This is a genomic window from Chloroflexota bacterium (assembly GCA_014360805.1).
In the GTDB taxonomy this organism is placed as follows: Bacteria; Chloroflexota; Anaerolineae; order DTLA01; family DTLA01; genus DTLA01.
In genome coordinates this window covers 36,279-54,937 of record JACIWU010000013.1, presented here as the reverse complement: position 1 = coordinate 54,937, position 18,659 = coordinate 36,279, and the positions used below count along the sequence as shown (strand labels likewise).

The 18,659-nt window shown below is 66.7% G+C and carries 12 protein-coding genes; 8 read left to right on the top strand and 4 right to left on the bottom strand.

Annotated features, from left to right (window positions below):
• The first annotated feature begins 256 nt into the window (after positions 1–256).
• From H5T65_03840 to H5T65_03825, 4 genes are read left to right on the top strand one after another with little or no spacing between them, the layout of a single operon-like run.
• Positions 257–763, top strand: a complete 507-nt coding sequence (locus H5T65_03840) for a DUF2795 domain-containing protein (GenBank protein MBC7258358.1) — start codon at positions 257–259, stop codon at positions 761–763.
• Between the two features lie 10 nt (positions 764–773).
• On the top strand, positions 774–986 hold the full coding sequence (locus H5T65_03835) for a hypothetical protein (protein ID MBC7258357.1): 213 nt from the start codon (positions 774–776) through the stop codon (positions 984–986).
• Between the two features lie 15 nt (positions 987–1,001).
• On the top strand, positions 1,002–1,421 hold the full coding sequence (locus tag H5T65_03830; protein MBC7258356.1) for a YjbQ family protein: 420 nt from the start codon (positions 1,002–1,004) through the stop codon (positions 1,419–1,421).
• A 22-nt stretch (positions 1,422–1,443) separates the two neighbouring features.
• Complete coding sequence (locus tag H5T65_03825; GenBank protein ID MBC7258355.1) at positions 1,444–3,459, top strand: DUF2723 domain-containing protein; 2,016 nt, start codon at positions 1,444–1,446, stop codon at positions 3,457–3,459.
• Here H5T65_03825 and H5T65_03820 read toward each other — a convergent pair.
• From H5T65_03820 to H5T65_03805, 4 genes are all read right to left on the bottom strand, one after another.
• Positions 3,398–4,438: an NAD-dependent epimerase/dehydratase family protein gene (locus tag H5T65_03820; protein MBC7258354.1), complete on the bottom strand. Its 1,041-nt coding sequence runs from the start codon at positions 4,436–4,438 to the stop codon at positions 3,398–3,400. The genes H5T65_03825 and H5T65_03820 overlap by 62 nt on opposite strands.
• A 21-nt stretch (positions 4,439–4,459) precedes the next feature.
• A complete protein-coding gene (locus H5T65_03815) occupies positions 4,460–5,650 on the bottom strand; it encodes an MFS transporter (protein MBC7258353.1) in 1,191 nt (396 codons plus the stop codon).
• Positions 5,651–5,736: 86 nt separating this feature from the next.
• Positions 5,737–7,458, bottom strand: coding sequence for a hypothetical protein (locus H5T65_03810; protein ID MBC7258352.1), 1,722 nt, complete (start codon positions 7,456–7,458; stop codon positions 5,737–5,739).
• Between the two features lie 26 nt (positions 7,459–7,484).
• The gene (locus tag H5T65_03805) at positions 7,485–7,757 is read right to left on the bottom strand and encodes a MoaD/ThiS family protein (protein ID MBC7258351.1); all 273 of its coding nucleotides are present in this window, start codon (positions 7,755–7,757) and stop codon (positions 7,485–7,487) included.
• Between the two features lie 512 nt (positions 7,758–8,269).
• Between H5T65_03805 and H5T65_03800 the strand changes: the two genes are divergently transcribed.
• The 4 genes from H5T65_03800 to H5T65_03785 all read left to right on the top strand — a co-directional run bounded on the left by H5T65_03800 (position 8,270) and on the right by H5T65_03785 (position 18,629).
• Positions 8,270–8,950, top strand: coding sequence for a response regulator transcription factor (locus H5T65_03800; protein ID MBC7258350.1), 681 nt, complete (start codon positions 8,270–8,272; stop codon positions 8,948–8,950).
• A 43-nt stretch (positions 8,951–8,993) separates the two neighbouring features.
• On the top strand, positions 8,994–15,635 hold the full coding sequence (locus tag H5T65_03795) for an Ig-like domain repeat protein (protein MBC7258349.1): 6,642 nt from the start codon (positions 8,994–8,996) through the stop codon (positions 15,633–15,635).
• A 135-nt stretch (positions 15,636–15,770) separates the two neighbouring features.
• Complete coding sequence (locus tag H5T65_03790; protein MBC7258348.1) at positions 15,771–17,240, top strand: tetratricopeptide repeat protein; 1,470 nt, start codon at positions 15,771–15,773, stop codon at positions 17,238–17,240.
• Between the two features lie 36 nt (positions 17,241–17,276).
• Positions 17,277–18,629 carry a hypothetical protein gene (locus H5T65_03785; protein ID MBC7258347.1) on the top strand — a complete coding sequence of 451 codons (1,353 nt, stop codon included), beginning with the start codon at positions 17,277–17,279 and terminating at the stop codon, positions 18,627–18,629.
• Positions 18,630–18,659: the final 30 nt, after the last annotated feature.

The following is an 18,659-nucleotide window of genomic DNA, read 5'->3' as shown; positions in this document are numbered from 1 at the left end:
CTTCGTGCACGTAGCGCGGGGGTTTAGCCCCGCGCGGCCATGCCGACCTCACCCCCTCTGTCCCCCTCTCCGCGCGCGGAGAGGGGGATGCCCAAGGCACGGGGTGAAGTGCGTGTGCCCACGGCGATTGCTTGGGCGCTATGCGCCCTCGCAATGATAGTCGTCAGCACACGTCGGAACAGTGGCGTCAGGGATGCCCTTGACGCCTCTTTTGTTTCCCGCTATACTTGGTGCATCACCGCAAAGGAGGTGGCCTATGGCGCTCTATTGCAGCCGAGAGATTTTTGAGGCCCTGGAGGGCCTGTCGTTTCCCGCGACCAAGGCGCAGATCATGTCCTACGTAACCCAGCGCGATGCCCCCGAGGCGGTTCTCATCTCGCTGAACAGCCTGCCCGACGGGGTGGAGTTCAGCGATATCGGGGCCGTCTGCGACAACGTCAGCATCGTGTGCTCGCTAGACGTCTACCGCGCGCTGGAGGGCATCCGCTTCCCCGCGACCAAGGCCGAGTTGCTGGCCTACGCGGTGAGCCGAAACGCGCCGGAGAGCGTCCTGTCGGCTCTGCGGGCGCTGGCCCCGCGCCATCGCTACCTCAGCATCGGTGAGGTCTGCAGCAACGTGCTGGTGGTGGAAGGCGAGGAAGTGCTGGCCAACGTTACGGTCAGCGCCATCTACGAGAGTGGCGTGTTCCGCCCTGTAGAGGCCGTCCCCCTTCCGGACGGGTTGCGCGTGCGCCTGATTGTAGAGCCGCTCGGAAAAGCGTAGCGAGGTGCGCATGAGACAGCGTAGAGGGTGCCTTGAGGGGCTATTCCAGGTCTTCTTGCTCACCGCGGCCTTTGACTGGCTGGAAAAGCGGTTCGGGTTCGGTCGCCGCACTTCCTGCACGGGCTGCGGCTGCGGGGTCATCCTGCTCATCATCTTTCTCATCCTGCTGTGCAACATCATCGGCGGCACAGATTGGTTCCGGCTGAAGGCGCTGTTGCCTTAGCGGTTGGGGGGAGCGATGCGGGTGGTGATTTCCGAAGAGCGCCTGGAAACCCGTGGCCACACAGACATCCTGGACATCACGGCCCGCGTCCAGGCCGCCGTGTCCCAGGCGGGCGTGGTCAACGGCGTCGCGGTGGCGTTCGTCCCTGGCTCCACGGCGTCCATCACGACGATTGAGGACGAGCCTGGACTTCACGCCGATTTGCGGGCGGCGCTGGAGCGCCTCGCGCCCGAAGGCGCTGCCTACCAGCACGACCGCCGCTGGGGCGACGGCAACGGCTACGCTCACGTGCGGGCCGCGATCCTGGGGCCTTCGGTGGCCGTCCCCATCCAGGGCGGCCGGCTCATGCTGGGCACCTGGCAGCAAATCGTGCTGGTGGATTTTGACAATCGCCCCCGCGCCCGCCGCGTGGTGATTCAGGTCATCGGCGAGTGAGCCTATGCTGTCCCGCCGCGTTGTGCTTCTCGCGATCGCCATCGCGGGCGTGGCGCTGCTGGTCTATCTGCTGACCCTGGCCCCCGGCGTCGGATTCACCGACAGCGGCGAACTCATCGTCGCCGCGTACACGCTGGGCATTCCCCATTCGCCCGGATTCCCGCTGTACGTCCTGCTGGGCTGGATTTTCGGCCGCCTGCCCTTCGGCGCGGTCGCCTGGCGGCTGAACCTGATGTCGGCGATGTGGGCTGCGGTGGCGGTGGGCGCGTTCCTCCTGCTGGCGCGGCGCACCCTGCACGAGGAGCCGCTCCACGAACCCGAGCGAACGGGCGCGAAGAAACGGGAAGTCGTCCGCGCGGATTCGCGCCATTCGCGGCTGGCCCCCGTTCTCGCCGCCGGGTGCGCGGGGCTGTGCCTGGCCTTTGGCATCACGCTGTGGAACTGGGCGACCGTGGCCGAGGTGTACACGCTCCAGGCTGCGATTTTGACCCTCATGCTGTGGGCGTTCTTCGCCGCGCTGTGCGGCGGGGGCCGCGGAGCGTGGTTCGCCGCGGGGTTGTGCGTCGGCCTGGGGCTGGCGAACCACCACGTGATGACGCTGGTGTTCGCGCCCGCCATGCTGTTCCTGCTGCTGTCCGCGCGTGAGCACAGGCGCGCTTTCGGGCGCGGCTGGATTCCCGCGATGCTGGGGCTGTTGCTCGGCCTCTCGCTCTACCTGTACCTGCCCATCCGCGCGGCGCAACAGCCGCTCTTGAACTGGGGCAACCCGGTCAACCTGCAACGGTTCGCGTGGCACGTCACGGGCCGGCAGTACCAGGTCAACCTGTTCGCCGTGCCGCTGTCGGCCATGCTGGACAACCTATCCTTCGGCCTGCGCCTGTGGTGGGGGCAGTTCACGCCGACGGGGCTGCTGCTGGCGGCGTGGGGGTTTGCGGCCATGGCCCGGCGCGACCGCCGTCTGGCGCTGTTCTGCGCCCTCGTGGTGGCCGTGGATGTGGCCTTCGCGGCGCACTACGACATCGCCGAGGACAGCGACGCCTATTACATCCCCACGTTCCTGATGACGGCGTTGGGAATCGCCTGGGGTGCGCACGCGGTTCTGGCCCGGTTCCGCGGCGCGCTGCGCGCTTCGGGGCGCGGTGGGCGTGGAAAGTCCAACCGCACGGCGCACCTGCCCATCGCCTACGCGGCGCTGGCCGTGCTGGTTGCCCTGAACCTGGGCCTGCACTGGCGGCAGTCCGACAAGCATCGGCTGTACCTGCCCGAGGACTACGCCGCGCAGGTTCTGGCCGAGTTGGAGCCGGGAGCGACGTTTCTGACCCGCGACTGGCAGGCGTACTCGCCGCTGCTGTACGGCCAGCACGTGGAGGGGCTGCGCCCCGACGTCCGCATTGTTGACGTGGAATTGCTACGCCGCACGTGGTACCTGGACTACCTGGCCCGCCAATATCCCGACCTGGTGTCGCGGTGCCGCGCCGAACTGGACGCCTACCGCGAGCAACTGCGCCTGTTTGAGTACGGCTTGCCCTACAACCCCGCCACGATTCAGGAGCGGTACATCGCCCTCATCAATGCGCTCATCCGCGAGGGGCAGCCCGCCCACGTGGGGCTGGACATGGAGGAGGGCGTGGGTAGCGGATACGTGGGGGTTCCCCTGGGGGTAACGGTGGCCCTGCGCGAGCAGGACGCATTTGAGCCTTTTGACACGGCCAGCGTGCGTGGCCGTGGGCTGAACGACGGCACGATTCCCGTGGATGCCGTGGTCAAGAAGATTCGCCGCACCTACGCGGCGGTGCGGGCGTACCGTGGCGTGTACCTGGCCCGCCACGGCCGCCCCGACGAGGCGCTGGGGACATGGGGCGAGGCCGCCGCGCTGGATCCCGAGTATGCGCTGCCGCACCGCCTGGCGGGGGACCTGTACGCGCAGATGGGCCGCGCCGCCGATGCCCGCGCCGCCTACCTGCGCGCGCTGGCCATCAACCCGTGGGACGCGGCGGCGCAACAGGGGCTTCAAGCCCTTGGCGGCACGCCGCAATAGCCTCTTGCAGCGCCAGGCGTATGGGCGTGTAGGTCAGGCCGAGTTCCCGCTCGGCCTTGCTCCCGTCAAATCGGAACCCCTCGCGCGTGGTGCGCATGGCGTCCACCGAGATCACCCAGCCGCGGTCGCGGGACATGCCCCACACAGGTGGCCGCTTCACCCGATCCGCAATCCACGTCAGCACGCCCGCGATGGTCATGATGGCGAACCCCGGCAGGTGCAGTCGGGGCATGGGCGCACCCGACAGTTCGCTGATGAGGGCGCTGTACTGTCGGTTGGACAGTTGCTCCTTGCCCAGGAGGTACTTCTCCCCGATGTTGTCGGGCTTCTCCAGCGCCCGCGCGATGCCTTCGGCCACGTCGCGCACGTGCACGTAGGTGAACACGGCGTCGTCAAAGCCGGTGGCGGGGATGCGGCCCCGCAGGAAGTCGCGGATGTACAGGCCGGTGAACTTGGGGTCGCCCGGGCCCAGAACCACACCCGGGTAGATGACGACGAGCGGCAGGCCGCGCTTCTGGTGCAGTTCCCACGCGACAAGGTCGCCGGCGTACTTGGTGCGGGCATATTCGCTGAACCGCACGGGGCCGACGGGACTGTCCTCGGTGAAAGGGCAATCGGCGGGGCAGCCGTAAACCGCTGCCGTGCTGATGTGGACGATCTTGGCGATGCCCGTTTCCAGCACGCTCTCCATGACGTTGCGGGTGCCGTCTATGTTGACGGCGGCGTACAGGGAGCGGTCGGGCTGCCAGAACGAGTAGAGATTCGCCAGGTGGACGGCCCAGTCGCACCCCCTCATGCCGGCCAGGACGGAGTCCTTGTCCAGCACGTCGCCGATGATGACGGTGGCGCCCACCTCGCGAAGCCAGGCGGGGTCGCTGGTCTTGCGCGCCAGGCACACCAGTTCGTGCCCGTCCTGCATCAGGCGGACGACTACGTGCCTGCCGATGAACCCCAGCGCGCCGGTGAGGAAGACTCTCATGGCCGCTCCTTGCTGTGCTGCCTACGCCTCGCGTTCGGGCGCGGGCTGCGGCGTGGGCAGACGTGCGCCGTTGAGGAAGACGAGCGAGCCGAGGAAGCCGAGCAGCATGATGACCGCACCGGTGTAGTAGGGCATGTGGTAACTGATGCTGAAGACGGCGCCGCCCCACAACGGCCCGGCCACCCGCCCCAGGCTCATGAATGACTGCTGCAATCCCATCGCCGTGCCCTGCCCGGCATCGGCGCGCTTGGACACATACGACGAGAGCGAGGGGTTCAGGAACGCGCTGCCCAGGTTCTGCACGGCCACGAACCCGATGAGCGTCAGCAAGTTGGTGGCGCGGGTAACCAGCACGTACCCGATGGCCGTCATCAGCAGGGCCGCGCGGCTGACGGTGATCTCGCCCCAGCGGTTGACGGCTTTCCCCACGGCGACGCCTTGCAGCACAACCCCGATGATGCCCACGACGGTGAACACCGTGCCCACCTCGGCGCTGCCGAACCCCAGTTTGGCTTCCACGAACAGCGCGAACATGGATTCCAGGTTGCCCATGGCGAAAGCCACGAGGAACGACAGAAAGAAGACATACCCCAGATTCCCCTTGAGCGCGGCCCAGAGCGACGGGCGCCGCGCCCGAGGCCCCTGCTGCGTGCGCCGTTCGGGCGGGAGCGATTCGGGCAGCAGGAAGAAGGCGAGGGCGGCCGTGAGGAAGCCCAGCCCTGCCGCCATGAAGAACGGTGCGCGGAAACTGAGCACGCCCAGGTAGCCCCCAATAGCCGGGCCGAAGATCATCCCCAGGCCCATGGCCGCGCCCATGAGGCCCATCCCGCCGCCCCGATCCCGCTCCGAGGTGGAGTCGCCGATATACGCCATGGCCGTGGGCAGGGTGGCAGAGGTCAGGATGCCGCCCAGAATCCGCGCTGCGAACAGCATCCATAGGCGCGTGGCCATCGCGAACATGAGGAAGGTGAAGCCGAAGCCCAATAGCCCCAGCAGAAGCACGGGGCGCCGCCCGACGCGATCCGAATAGCGGCCCCAGAGAGGCGCGCAGAGGAATTGCATGAGGGAATAGGACGCCATGAGCAGGCCCAGGTGCAGCGACGTGGCCCCCATGGATTCGGCAAAGTACGGCAGGATGGGGATGATGATGCCGAACCCCACCATGATGATGAACAGGCCGATGAACAGAATCAGAATTTGGCGGTTCTTCATGGGCAATCCTTGGGTGAGATATTTCGCAACGCGAATTGTATGCCTCTGGGCGAGGCGTGTCAATTCGCGACGGGGGTGAACCGTGGCTATCCGCCCCCCACTTCCCGCGCCAGGATGCGCCGCACGATCGCCGCCGAGGCCGCATAGGTCGCGTCCACGCCAAAGTACGACAGGCTCTTGGACAGCAACTCCTGCCGTCGGCTGTAGGGGGTGTCCGATGCGTAGTGGATGATCCCGATGTCAAACCAGGCGTTGATGAACAGGTTGACGATTTCGTTGATGGGGTAACGTTTGGGGTAGATGTTCTCGTACACGGCGCTCAGGTAAGGCCCTGCCTCCATCTCAATGTCGGTGTAGCCCTCGCGGTAGAACACGTGCATGAAGTCGCGGTTCTGCAGGAAGGTTCCGCGAACGGTTACGGCCTTCTGGTTGTCAAAGACCGCGCCTTGCAGCAGGTAGGGGGCCACATCGCCCGCCGAGAAGCAGTTCTTGAACAGGAAGGTGTTCTGCGAGTGCTCGTCGTATACGACGTTGGGGATCATCACGTCGCCGACGCGGCCGTTCAGGGTGGCGGCCTTGCCCATGGCGTAGAACCCGCGGAGTTCGCCCAGGTTGGCCGTGGCCTGCGTCAGCACCAGGTAGGCGGCCATGCCCAGCGGATAGTCCACGTTGAAGATGAGCGCAGGGCTTTCGGCCAGCCGCTCCAGGCGCGGCATCTGGATCCGACGGTCAAACCGCTCGGGGCGCAGTCGGCGCAGGTCAATCACCTGCGCGCCGATGTCCAGCGCCGCCGGCGCCGAAATCCGCAGGATGCCGCTCTCGGCTTCCCACGCCCGCATGGCCTCGCGCAGATGCCGATACGACGGGTGCGAGGCGCACAGGCGGTAGGCGTAGTACAGCAGGTTCTCCATCCCCGGCTCGCCTGTCCGACGGAGCCGCTGGTACTCGTCCCACAGACCCTCGGGGTTTTCCTGCCGCAGGTACTCGGCGATCTCGGCCTCGCGCGTTACGGCGAACCCCGACAGGAGATTCGCGATGCTGTGGGTGTTGCTGGAGACGAAGTACACGGGGCGCTGATTCAGCCCCAGGCTATCCGCCGCCCGCTCAATCTCGCGCCACCACTCTTCGGTAGCCTTGCGGTAGTCCACGAACGAGCCTGCCAGCAGCAGGATGGACATGGACTTGCGCCGCTGGGCAATGGTCAGAAGGTGGCGCGGCCATTCCTCGCCCCACAGGGCGTAGAGCCGCGCGAAGTCGGCCTCGGACAACTCCAGGGCCAGGCGGACGCTTTCGGCTTCCGACGGGGTCAGGGGGGCGTTGTTCTCCGCGTGCTTCCGAAGGATGTCCTCGGCGGGCGTGTTGGCCAGGTGCGCGTGGATCTTGTTCCATTCTATCTGGAGCGCCACCAGCATGGGCACCAGGTCGTCTATGTCCGAGACACTGGCGATCTGCGCGGCCAGGGTGTCCTTGCCGTCAAAGAAGGCCCTGCGCCGCCGCCCAGGGGACTGGACAGGCATCCACTCGCGGATGTCGGGGTATCCCCGGCGCATGAAGACCTCGGGTGTCTGGCCCAGCACGACGAGCCGCACCCGCTCCATCACGGGGGGCAATCGGAGATAGGCGTAGATGAACGCGCCCAGGTCTATGATGGGGTCTTCGGCGTGCAGGTGCAGCGAGGAGTTCATGCCCGCGTGGGTCTCCTCCAGCGAGCGTATCTGAATCTCGCCGCTGCTGCGAAGGAGAGAGTAGTACGTGCGCGTGTACAGCGCGATCTCTTCGTTCCCCGGCGATGGGATCGTCCTGTCCATATGGTGCCTCTCCGCGCGTGGCGCGGCTATCCGCCCGCCACGGGTTCAAACAGGTACAGCGTGTCCCCGTCCTTGAGCGCAAACGATGCCGCCCGTCCTCGCGGCACGATGCGGCTGTTGACGAACAGCGAGTAGGGCACGGCGGGCGCCCGCAGCATTGGCTCCAGTTCGGGCCATCGGGCCGAAAGGGCCGCCAGGCAGTCGGCCACGGTTGCCCCGTCGGGCAATTCCAGCGTGATTGGGCCTTCCCCGCCGATCTTGGAGCGAAACAGCGGATCCAGTTTCAGCGTGATGCGCATGGCGGTTGTCGTCCCCGTATCCAGGGTTCTGCACGCTCGTTGACTAGGTAGAGACCTGTGTGCACCTGCATTCTAGCATGGATTGCCGTGTGGGACAAGTGGGGCGGGCTGGCCCGCCTCTTGCACACCGGCTCTGGGGGCGGAAAGTCGCACGCCGGTTGCGTCGTTGTTTCAGCGCGTAGGGTGGCTATCCCTAGCCGCCGGGCTGATGGTCGGGTATGGAAACCCGACCTACGGTCAGGTATGGAAACCTGATCTGCGGATGGGGCCGAAAACCGTGGATTCGGTTCCATCTTGTGTTGGCGGCCGGGGCGCGACGCGCTTTCGGAAGTGCGTCGCACCTATGCCCATGGCGCGACCAACAGACTTTGGAACCGAGACAACCCGCGGGCACGGTTGCGCTGTTATGTCAGGCGTGGTATAATGAGCCACAAGGCAGTTGCCGGGTCGCCCACCTCGCCCTGGCAAACTGCGCAACCTAGGGTGTATTTGCGACCGCGGAGGAAAGGCAAATGCACGTTCTCGTGGTAGATGACGATGCCCCCAGCGTGAAGATGATCGCCTTCCTTCTACGGGAGGAAGGGTACACGGTAAGCACGGCCGACAACGGCATCAAGGCCCTGGAACTGGTAGAAAAGGAGTCGCCGGACCTGGTGATTCTGGATGTGATGATGCCGCACATGGACGGGCACGAGGTTTGCCGCCGCATCCGCAGCAAGAAGAAAGTGCCCATCATCTTCCTGTCGGCGCGGGGCGAGACGGCGGACCGCGTGCAGGGTCTGGAACTGGGCGCGGACGACTATCTGGCCAAGCCCTTTGAGCCGGCCGAGTTGCTGGCGCGGGTGAAGGCCGTCCTGCGGCGCACCGAAGCCTACGCCACGGGCGAACCGCAGGGGCGGCTCGTGGTCGGCGACTTCGTTCTGGATCCGCTGGAAAACAAGGCGACGGTGCGCGGCAAGACCGTGGACCTCACGCCCATTGAGTTTCGGCTGCTGTACTGCCTGGCCCGCAACGCCGGACGAGTCCTGTCGCAGGACTTCCTGCTGACGGCCGTGTGGGGGTACGACTACGAAGGGTACAGCAACCAGGTGGCCGTGTACGTGAGGCGGCTGCGCAACAAAATAGAGGCAGACCCGGCCCATCCGGAGTATCTGCTCACCGTGCGGGGGTTGGGCTATCGGTTTGAGGCGTAGCGCCGGGGCTGCCCCGGTATTCGCATTGCGGAGCGGTAGTCTTATGAAAAACACTGAAACCCGAAGGCAACAGGGCATTCGCCTTGCTGTTGCGTTTGGCGTCGCGGGCCTCTTGCTGCTGGGGGTCTTCTTCATTGGCGGCCAGGCGGCTCGCGCGGGCGTTACTCCCCATGCGGGCTTCCTGGACACCCCCGCCGCGCCCCCAGTACCGCCCCAGGCGGCCGAGGCGGCCACGTGGGACGAGTTCGCGCCCACGGGCTGGATCACCCAGAGCCTGGTCTCGGCCAGCGTCTCCGTTACCGACGCGGACGGGCTACAGGATACCACGGCGCAATACTCGTACTCCACCGATGGCGGCGGGTCCTGGTTCTCGTGGGGGCAGACGGGCCTTTCCATCGCCGGCGACCTGACGACCACCAAGCGGATGACCGTTACCAACCTGTTCCTGCCCGACTCGGCCACCGACAACCTCATCATGTTTCGTATCCTGGACGGGGCCGCGATGACGGAGACCAGCCCGGCCTATCCGCTCCAGGTGGACTCCACAGCGCCCGCCTCTTCGGTAACGACCGACGGCTGGTTCAAGACCCTCTCGGTCATCACGGGCACGGCGTCGGATGCCACGTCGGGCGTTGCGCGGGTGGACATCCTCATCCAGCGCGGCGACAACAATCAGTACTACAACGGCGTCGGCTGGCAGGGGAGTCCCTTGTGGCTCCTGGCCACCGGCACGACGAGTTGGTCCTATTCTTTCGCGCCCACCGAGACCGTAACCTACAACGTGTCCTCGCGCGCCACGGATGTGGCCGGCCTGGTGCAGACCGCGCTCGGCTCGGGCACCATCCACTTTGACAACACCGCTCCCACCTCGGCCGTCGGGACGTCGGGCTTCTACCGCGCCGCCACGTGGACGGGCTTCATCACGGGCACGGCCAGCGACGTGGGTTCCGGCGTGCAGAAGGTGGAGATCACGCTGAGGCGCGTGAACGACGGCCTGTACTACGACGGCAGCGGGTGGGTCGGCTCGGCCGTGTGGCTGCTCGCCAGCGGCACAGAATCGTGGTCCTACGCCTTCACGCCCGAGCCGGGGATGACCTACGAAGTGCGTTCGCGCGCCACCGATAACGTGGGCAACGTGCAATCCCCTCTGTCGGCGGCGGCCACGTTCATGCTGGACATCGGGCTGCCCACCTCGGCCGTGGGCACCAGCGGCTACTATGGGACTCTCACGTGGACGGGCAACATCACCGGAACCGCCGAGGACGCCGAATCGGGCGTTGCACGGGTGGACATCACCATCCAGCGCGGCGACACCAATCAGTACTACAACGGCTCGTGGTGGCAAGCCACTCCGGTGTGGCTGCTCGCCAGCGGCACGACGGCCTGGCACTATCCGTTCGCGCCGGAGCACGGCAAGACCTACACCATCCAGTCCCGCGCCCAGGATGCCGCCGGCAACCAGCAAACTGCCTACGGCACGGGCACGCTCGTCTACGACAGCGGCGTCCCCACGTCCTCGGTAACCACCAGCGGGCTGCTGGGCAAGACGGCGTGGACCGGCACCATCGCCGGCCTGGCGTCGGATGACTTCGTGGGCGTGGATGTGGTGCACATTACCGTGCGCCGCCCCGACGGCCAGTACTATGACGGCAGCGGGTGGGCGTCCTCACCCACGTGGCTGCTGGCCTCGGGCACCAACGCCTGGACCTACCCGTTCACCCCGACGCAGGGCATCACGTACACGGTGCAGTCCAGGGCCACCGACCGCGCGGGCAACGAGCAGACCACTTACGGCTCAGCGTCATTCTCCTACGACGGCACCGACCCCACGTCCACGGTGGGTGTATCCGGCTACTACGGGCCGCTGACGTGGTCGGGGGCCATCACCGGCACCGCGGCGGATGCCGAGTCGGGGCTACAGTCGGTGGCGCTGTCCATCAAGAAGTCGGACAACACGTTCTGGAACGGGACAACGTGGCAGCCGATTGAGATCTGGCTGCCCGCCACAGGCACGGCCAACTGGTCGTACCCGTTCTCGCCCCAGCACGGCGAGACGTACACGGTGCGTGCCAAGGCCACCGACCGCGCGGGCAACGAGCAGACGACGCCGTCGCAATCCACCTTCTCCTACGACGCGGCCATCCCCGTCTCGGCCATCGCGACCTCCGGCTTCTACCGCCTGGATACGTGGACGGGGCAGATTACCGGCACGGCCTCGGACGAAGGCTCGGGCCTCCAGCGGGTGGAACTGACGGTGCAGAGACCCGATAACTACTACTATAACGGGTCCGGCTGGCAGGCGACGGAGTTTTGGCTTCTGGCCACGGGCACGGATGCCTGGCAGTACGCCTTCACGCCAACGGATGGCTTGACGTACACGGTGCGTTCGCGGGCGCTGGACGTGGCAGGGAACATCCAATCCGTCTATGCGAGCAGTTCGTTCTGCTACGACCTCCAGCCGCCCGATTCGCAGGTGGCCACCAGCGGCTACTACAACGCCCTGACGTGGACAGGCGCCATCACCGGCACGGCTACCGATGCCACTTCGGGCGTGCTGGCCGCGGCCATCACGGTGCAGCGTTCGGGTGATGGAAGGTACTGGAACGGCGCCGTCTGGCAGGTTGCGCAGACGTGGATCACCGCGACCGGCACGACGACCTGGACCTACCCGTTCAGTCCCGAGTCGGACCGGGTGTACACCGTAACCTCGCGCGCCGTGGACAAGGCCGGCAACACCGAGACCACCTACGGCAGCGCCTCGTTCGCGCTGGACGTGCAGGAGCCCGACTCCATCGTGGGCACGGTGGGCTTCTACCGCGCCACCACGTGGACGGGTGCCATCACCGGCACGGCCTCGGCGGGGGTTTCGGGCGTCGCCCGCGTGGAGATCACCGTACAGCGCAGCACGGACGACAAGTACTACAACGGCAGCGGTTGGCAGTTGACCTCCCAGTGGCTCACGGCGACGGGGACCCTGAACTGGAGTTACCCCTTCAGTCCGACGGAGTCGGTTACCTACACGGTGCAATCTCGCGCGTGGAGCGTCTCGGGCAATCCGGAGTTGACCTACGGGACCGGCCAGTTCATCTACGACAGCACGCCGCCGACGGCTACCCTGGAGACGTCGGCGGCCTACCGCACGGCCACATGGCCCGGCGCCATCGCCGGAACGGCTGCCGATGCGGGCGTAGGCGTGGATTTCGTGGACTTCACCCTGCAGCGCAGTTCGGACAGCAAGTACTTCTCCGGCAGCGTGTGGGTGGGGAGTCCGGTGTGGTTGCGCGCCACCGGCGCCGAGACCTGGGCCTACACCTTTGCGCCGCCGGTGGAAGCCATCTACACCGTGCAGATGCGCCCGACGGATAAGGCCGGCAACGCGCAAGATCCGCCGACGCCATCTACGTTCATCGTGGACAATACCGCGCCCTTCGCGCCCACCGAGCCGCAGTACTACGACGGCTGGAAGAATACCAACGTGTTCACCGTAACCTGGACGAACGCGCCCGACCTGTCGGGCATTGCCGGCGCGTACTACAAGTTCACGCCGCCGACCTCGCCCACCGACGCTGTGCGCTTCGTCAGCACCACCAACACCATCACGGACATCAGCGTGCCGGCCGAGGGGGTTTGGGATATCCACCTGTGGCTTCAGGACAACGCGGGCAACGTGAACCACAACCGCCGCCTGGTGTGGCCGGGCATGTTCAAGTACGACGCCACGCCGCCCCAGACGACCCATGCCCTTTCGGGGCCAGCCGGCGACAATGGCTGGTTCCGTGGCGCGGTAACAGCCACCCTGACCGCGGTGGATCAGCCGGGGCTGTCCGGCGTGGATCAGCGCTTCTACCAGGTGGACGCGGGCGCATGGCTCACCACCACGGCTTCGTTCGTGATGTCGGGCGATGGCGTCCACACGTTTGAGTACTATTCCACCGACAACGCCGGCAACGTAGAGGCCACCCATGCGTACAGCGTGGGCATAGACACGGCCGCGCCGTCGGTTACGCACACCCTGTCGGGCACGTTGAGCGCGACGGGGTGGTACACGTCGCCGGTTACCGTGATTCTGGACGGCACCGACGCCACATCGGGCGTGGGGGAAGACGGGTATCGCTATCGCATGGGGACGATCGGCCCGTGGCTGTCGGGCAAGACGTTCGTCGTGGGCGGCGAAGGGACGCGCACGTTCTACTACTACGCCATTGACCGCGCGGGCAACGAGAGCGAGGTCATGTCGGGCACGGTGCGCGTGGACACGATTCCGCCCACCAGCAGCATCCAGATCAGCGGCGCGGTCGGCGACAACGGGTGGTATCGCTCGTCGGTCGGCGTTACAATCTCCGTTACGGATACGACATCCGGCCCGGCCGAGGGCGAGGTGTACTACCGGCTGGACGGTGGCCCGTGGGTCAAAGGCAACACCGTGGGCATCTCCGCCGATGGCGACCACGTCCTGGAGCATTACGGCGTGGACGAGGCGGGGAATCGGGGCGAACCGCAGGCAAGCCCGGTGCGCATTGACACCACAGCGCCCGGAATGCCGATGGATTTGACGCCTTCGCCCACGACGTGGACCAACGTGAACCACTTCAGCATCTCGTGGACCCCGCCGGCGGACACGTCGGGGATTGCAGGCGCCTACTATAAACTGGACGCCGAGCCGACGTTCAACACCGACGGCACGTATGTCCCCGGCGGCACCCGCATTGACGACATCACCGTGTCTGGCGAGGGCAGGCACAGCATCACCGTCTGGCTGCGCGACATGGCGGGGAACACCAGTTTTGTGAACCGTGCCGCCCGCATCAATGCGTTCCTGTACGACCCGCTGCCGCCCATCACGAATGCCTCGCTGAACGGCACGCTGGGCAACAACGCCTGGTTCACTTCGCCGGTTACCGTTACTTTCGTGTCGCAGGATCAGCCGGGGCTGTCCGGCGTTTCCGGCGTGGCCTATCGGGTAGATGCGTCGGCGTGGGTTACCGAGACGGGCGTCGCCACGGCGATGGCGGCGATCAGCACGCCCGGCAAGCACGTCGTGGAGTACCGCGGGCTGGACGCGGCAGGCAATGTGGAAGTCGTGCGCTCCCTCACCGTCCGCATGGACAATCGGCCGCCCGCCGCCCCAACCGATGTGCGCGTAACGCCTTCGGGGTGGTCCAGGGGCAGCACCTTCACGGTAACCTGGAAGAACCCGCTGCCCGCCGATGATTCCGGCATCGCGGCGATGTACTACAAACTCAACGCCCCGCCATCCGGGCCGACGGACGGGACGCGCGTGGCCGTTGTGGTCCCCAGCGCCTCCATCAACGTTACGGCCAACGGCGAGCATGACCTGTACGTCTGGCTGGAAGACGTGGCCGGGAACGTGGGCTATCAGAACTACGCCTGGCTGCCGCGGGCGATCCGCCGCGACGCGCTGCCGCCTACCGTTACGCACACCCTGGCGGGCACGCTAGGCTCCGAGAACTGGTACGTGTCGCCGGTTACGGTAACATTCGCGGCCACCGACACGCTATCGGGCCTGGCCGCCACCCGGTACCGAGTGAACGGAGGCTCGTGGCAGACGGGCAATTCCGTCGTTGTGAGCACGGACGGCGATCACACAGTGGCCTACAAGGCTGCGGATGTGGCCGGCAACGAGTCGGGTGTGATTACGGTGTCGTTCCGCATTGACCGCACGGCGCCTATCGTGGCGTTCATCCCGCCTGGTTCGTTCCAGACCGGTACGAACTTCACCGTGTCGTGGGTGGGGCTGGATCCTGCGCCCGGGTCGGGCCTGGCGCGTTACGATGTGCAGGTGGTCGATGGTCTTGGCGGCGCCTGGACCGACTGGCTCACCAACACCGACCTGACGTCGGCGCCGTATGTGGGACAGCGGGGGCACACCTATGGCTTCAGGGCCCGCGCGCGGGATGTTGCGGGCAACCAGGGCGACTATCCCCTGTCGGCCCAAATCCTGGTGCAGGTCTCGCCGGTGGTGAACGGTGACCTGGAGACCGGCAGCTTCAGCGGCTGGACGCTGGGCTGCACGCCCAGGTTCAACCGCAGCGTGGTGCGCGCCACGGACTATCGCGGGGTTGAGGGCTGGGTGGCCCGCCTGGGCGACCCCGCCTACACGCGCACGGACACGTTGCCCAGCGTGCCGGTCGGGGCGGCGTGCATGTCGCAGACGTTCACCGTGCCCACCGCCGACCAGGTGTTGACCCCGGTCTTGAGTTTCTGGTATCATATCTACACGTATGACGTGGTCGTGGGGAGCGATGGGATGCTCTACGATTCGTTTGACGTAACGATCACGCGGCAAGGCGGCTCGCCGCAGTTAGTCCTGCGCGACGGCAACTTCACAGAGCCGATCACGTCGGTGCTGATTCTGCGGGACCTGGGCTGGCGCTACGCGCAGATAGACCTGTCGCCCTACGCCGGGCAGACGATCACCGTGGAGTTCGCCAACTGGAACCGCGAGTACGATTACGACCCGCAGCAGGGGCTGGGCTGGTACAACACGTGGACGCTGGTGGATGGGGTACAGGTGCGCACGCGGCTTGCGCCAAAGGTGCGCCTGCCGCTGGTGCCGCTGAACTTTGACGGCACGCGCGCCGGGCGCACGTCGGCCGTTGGGCCGCAGGATGTGCCCGAGGCGCTTTGGGCCATACCGCTGACGGAGGGGCGCCCGAGACGCTAGGGGGCCGCGGCGAAGCGCGTCGTGTCGGCGGCACGAGGCCAAACGAGTTGCCGCCGTTTGAGGTTTTGGAATGCTTGGGGGGAGAAGAATGCGAGTTGCAGTATGTTGCACCGCGCCTGGGCATCGGGAGGGGCTATGGATGATCCCCTGAATAAGATGGCCCAGGAGGCTGCTGGGGACCCGAACCCCGACGAGGAACTGGACGCAGAGGCGCTCTACACACGGGGCATGGCCCATTACCGTCGCCGCGAGTGGCAGAGGGCCATGGAGTACTTCGTGCGCCTCAAGGCGCTTGAGCCGAATCGGCCTGGGATTGACGCCCTGCTGGACGAATTGGATTGGTTCATCCAACTCCAGGCCATGGGACCTGAAGGCCAGGCGACAGAGACCGAGGCGGTGCGTACCGGGCCGTCTGCGGAGCCGGAAGTCCGCGAGGTGGTCGCGCGCCCGCCGAAGGCCCGCCGCGCCCCCATCCGCTTCAACTGGCGCGTCCTGATATGGCCGCTGGTGCTGGTCGTCGTCGCCCTTGGGGCGTTCCTCATCTTCAAGACCCAGCAGCCCGATCCCATTGATGTGCTATACAACCGCGCCCAGGCGAAGATGACGGTCGGGGATTACGAAGAGGCGATCCGCATCTACGAGCAGATTCTGGAGCGCGATCCCAATCACAAGGGCGCGCAGTTTGGCCTGGACAAGGCACGCCGTTTGTCCAATCTCAGCATCCTGTACCAGAACGCGAGGACGTACATTGCCAACGAACAGTGGGACCTGGCCTGGGCCGAACTCAACAAGATTCTGGAGATAGATCCCAGTTACAGCGATGCCAGCACGTTGGCCTCGTTTGTGGAGCGCCGCAAGACGGTCGCCGACCTGTACAAGGAGGGACAGGGCTACTACGAGAGCGGCGAATGGGGCAAAGCGATAGACCGCCTGGAGCGCGCCCGCAGTCTGGAGCCATCCTACAATGAGCAGTTGGTCCGCAAAATGCTGTTTGAGTCGTATGTGAACGAGGCGAAGCGCCTGATAGACGATCAGGCGAGCCAGGTGGCCGACCTGCGGCGCGCCATCCAGCATCTGTCCAGCGCGCTGACTCTGAACCCGCAGGACAGTCGGGTGGCGGCCATCAAGAGCGACGCCGAGTCGTACCTGGCCGGCGTCGTGGCCTTCGGGAATGGCGAGTTTGATTTGGCCCACGCGCGTTTCAACAAACTCTACAGCGCGCCGGGCGAGTATCCCATTCGCAACGCGGGCTATTGGCTGTACAAGACCTACATCGCGCGCGGCGATGCTCTGCGAGATGCTGGCCGCTACACCGAGGCGCTGGCGCAGTACGGCCAGGCGCAGGCCGTGGCGGGCGTGGATACCGCCGAGGCGCAAGCGCGAATCGCCGACATCCTCACCAACTATGCGACGCCGACGCCCACCACTACGCCGACCCGCACGCCGACGCGGACGCGCGCGCCCACGAACACGCCGGTGCCGCCCACGGCGACGCCGGTGCCGCCGACCCAGCCGCCTCCGCCGCCGCCCACAAAGCCGCCGACGCCAACCCAGCCGCCCACGGCGACGCCGGTGCCGCCCACGCCCACGAGGCCGCCGCGCTAGGGGATGCCCATGCAAGTCCCGATAACCAGGGCCCGAGTGATTCAGGCGCTAGCGGCTAGCCTGGTCTTCTTCGCGCCTCTGCTGCTGGTGTTCGCCGTTCCGCGGGATTCTCTGGCGAACGCCTGGCGGCCCCTGGGCATGGAGGGCAGCAAGGTGGATGCCGTCTATGCCTTGAGGAGCGACGGGGAAACCCGATACCTCTGCACCACGTCGGGGCTTGGCGTGTGGCATCTGACGGACGGACGCTGGCGCGCGCTCAACGGCGGCCTGCCCACAGGCGCGTGGGGCCAGGTTCCGCGCGTGCGCCTGGCAGCCCAGGATGGGGAGCAGATACGGCTGTACCTGGCCCTGGGAGAGCGGGCGGATTCGGTGGGCTTCTACGCCCAGACGTATCCCGCGTCGTGGGCCTTGCTGCGCGTGGACTTCGGGAAGGATGTGGTTCGGGCGGTGGCGTTGGAGTCGGACCCGAACATCCTGTACGCGGCCACCGGTACGGATATCTATCGCAGCGCCGATGGCGGGCTGACCTGGCAGCGGCTGGGAGGCCCTGCCGCCGCCAGCGCGCCTTCGGTGCTGGTGGTGCACCCGCGCAGCCCGGGCGAACTCTGGCTGGGCACGTCGCGGGGCGAAGTGTACATCTCGCGGGATCGGGGCCAGACGTGGGCCCTGTCGCTGCGCCTGTCGCTGGAGCGGGTGGTGAACTCCATCGCCATTGATCCGGTGGAACCCAACATGGCGTACATGGCCGCCGGGGCCAGCGTGTATGCGACTACCGACGGCGGGGGGACATGGACGCGCCGCGCGGCCGGTTTGGGGTCGGGGTTTGCCGTCGCGCTGCTGGTGGATCCCGCCGTGCGCGGCACGGTGTTCCTGGGTACAAACCCCGACGGCGTGTACTGGAGCAACAACTACGCCAGGACATGGCAGCCCTTCCGCGAGGGCATGGGGAGGCTTGGGGTGAACAGCCTGGCGCTGGATCCGCTGGACAACGAGACGCTTCTGGCGGGCACCGACAACGGCGTGTGGGCGCGGTCGCTGGCATGGGTGAGGAGCGGCGCTGGGATAACCGTGCCGCCGCCGTACACGCCCACGCCGCTGCCCCCTACCGAGTCGCCGACGCCCACGCGCTCGCCCACGGGAACGCCGACGCCGACCCGCACGCGCCTGCCCAGCCCGACGGCTACGGCGACGCTGGCGCCGACCGCCACGCCGGCACGGACGGCGACGGTTGCGCTGTCGCCCACGGCCACGTTCTCTCCGAGTCCCTCGCCGACGGCGGTCGTTCAGGAGCCGACCCGCCCCGCGCCCACGTTCACGCCCACCGCGCCGGGGCCGTCGCCCACCCCAACGCCGGCGCCGACGGCGACGCCGACCTTGCCGCCGCGATGACGGCGCGACCGAGGATGAGGGGGGCTTCGC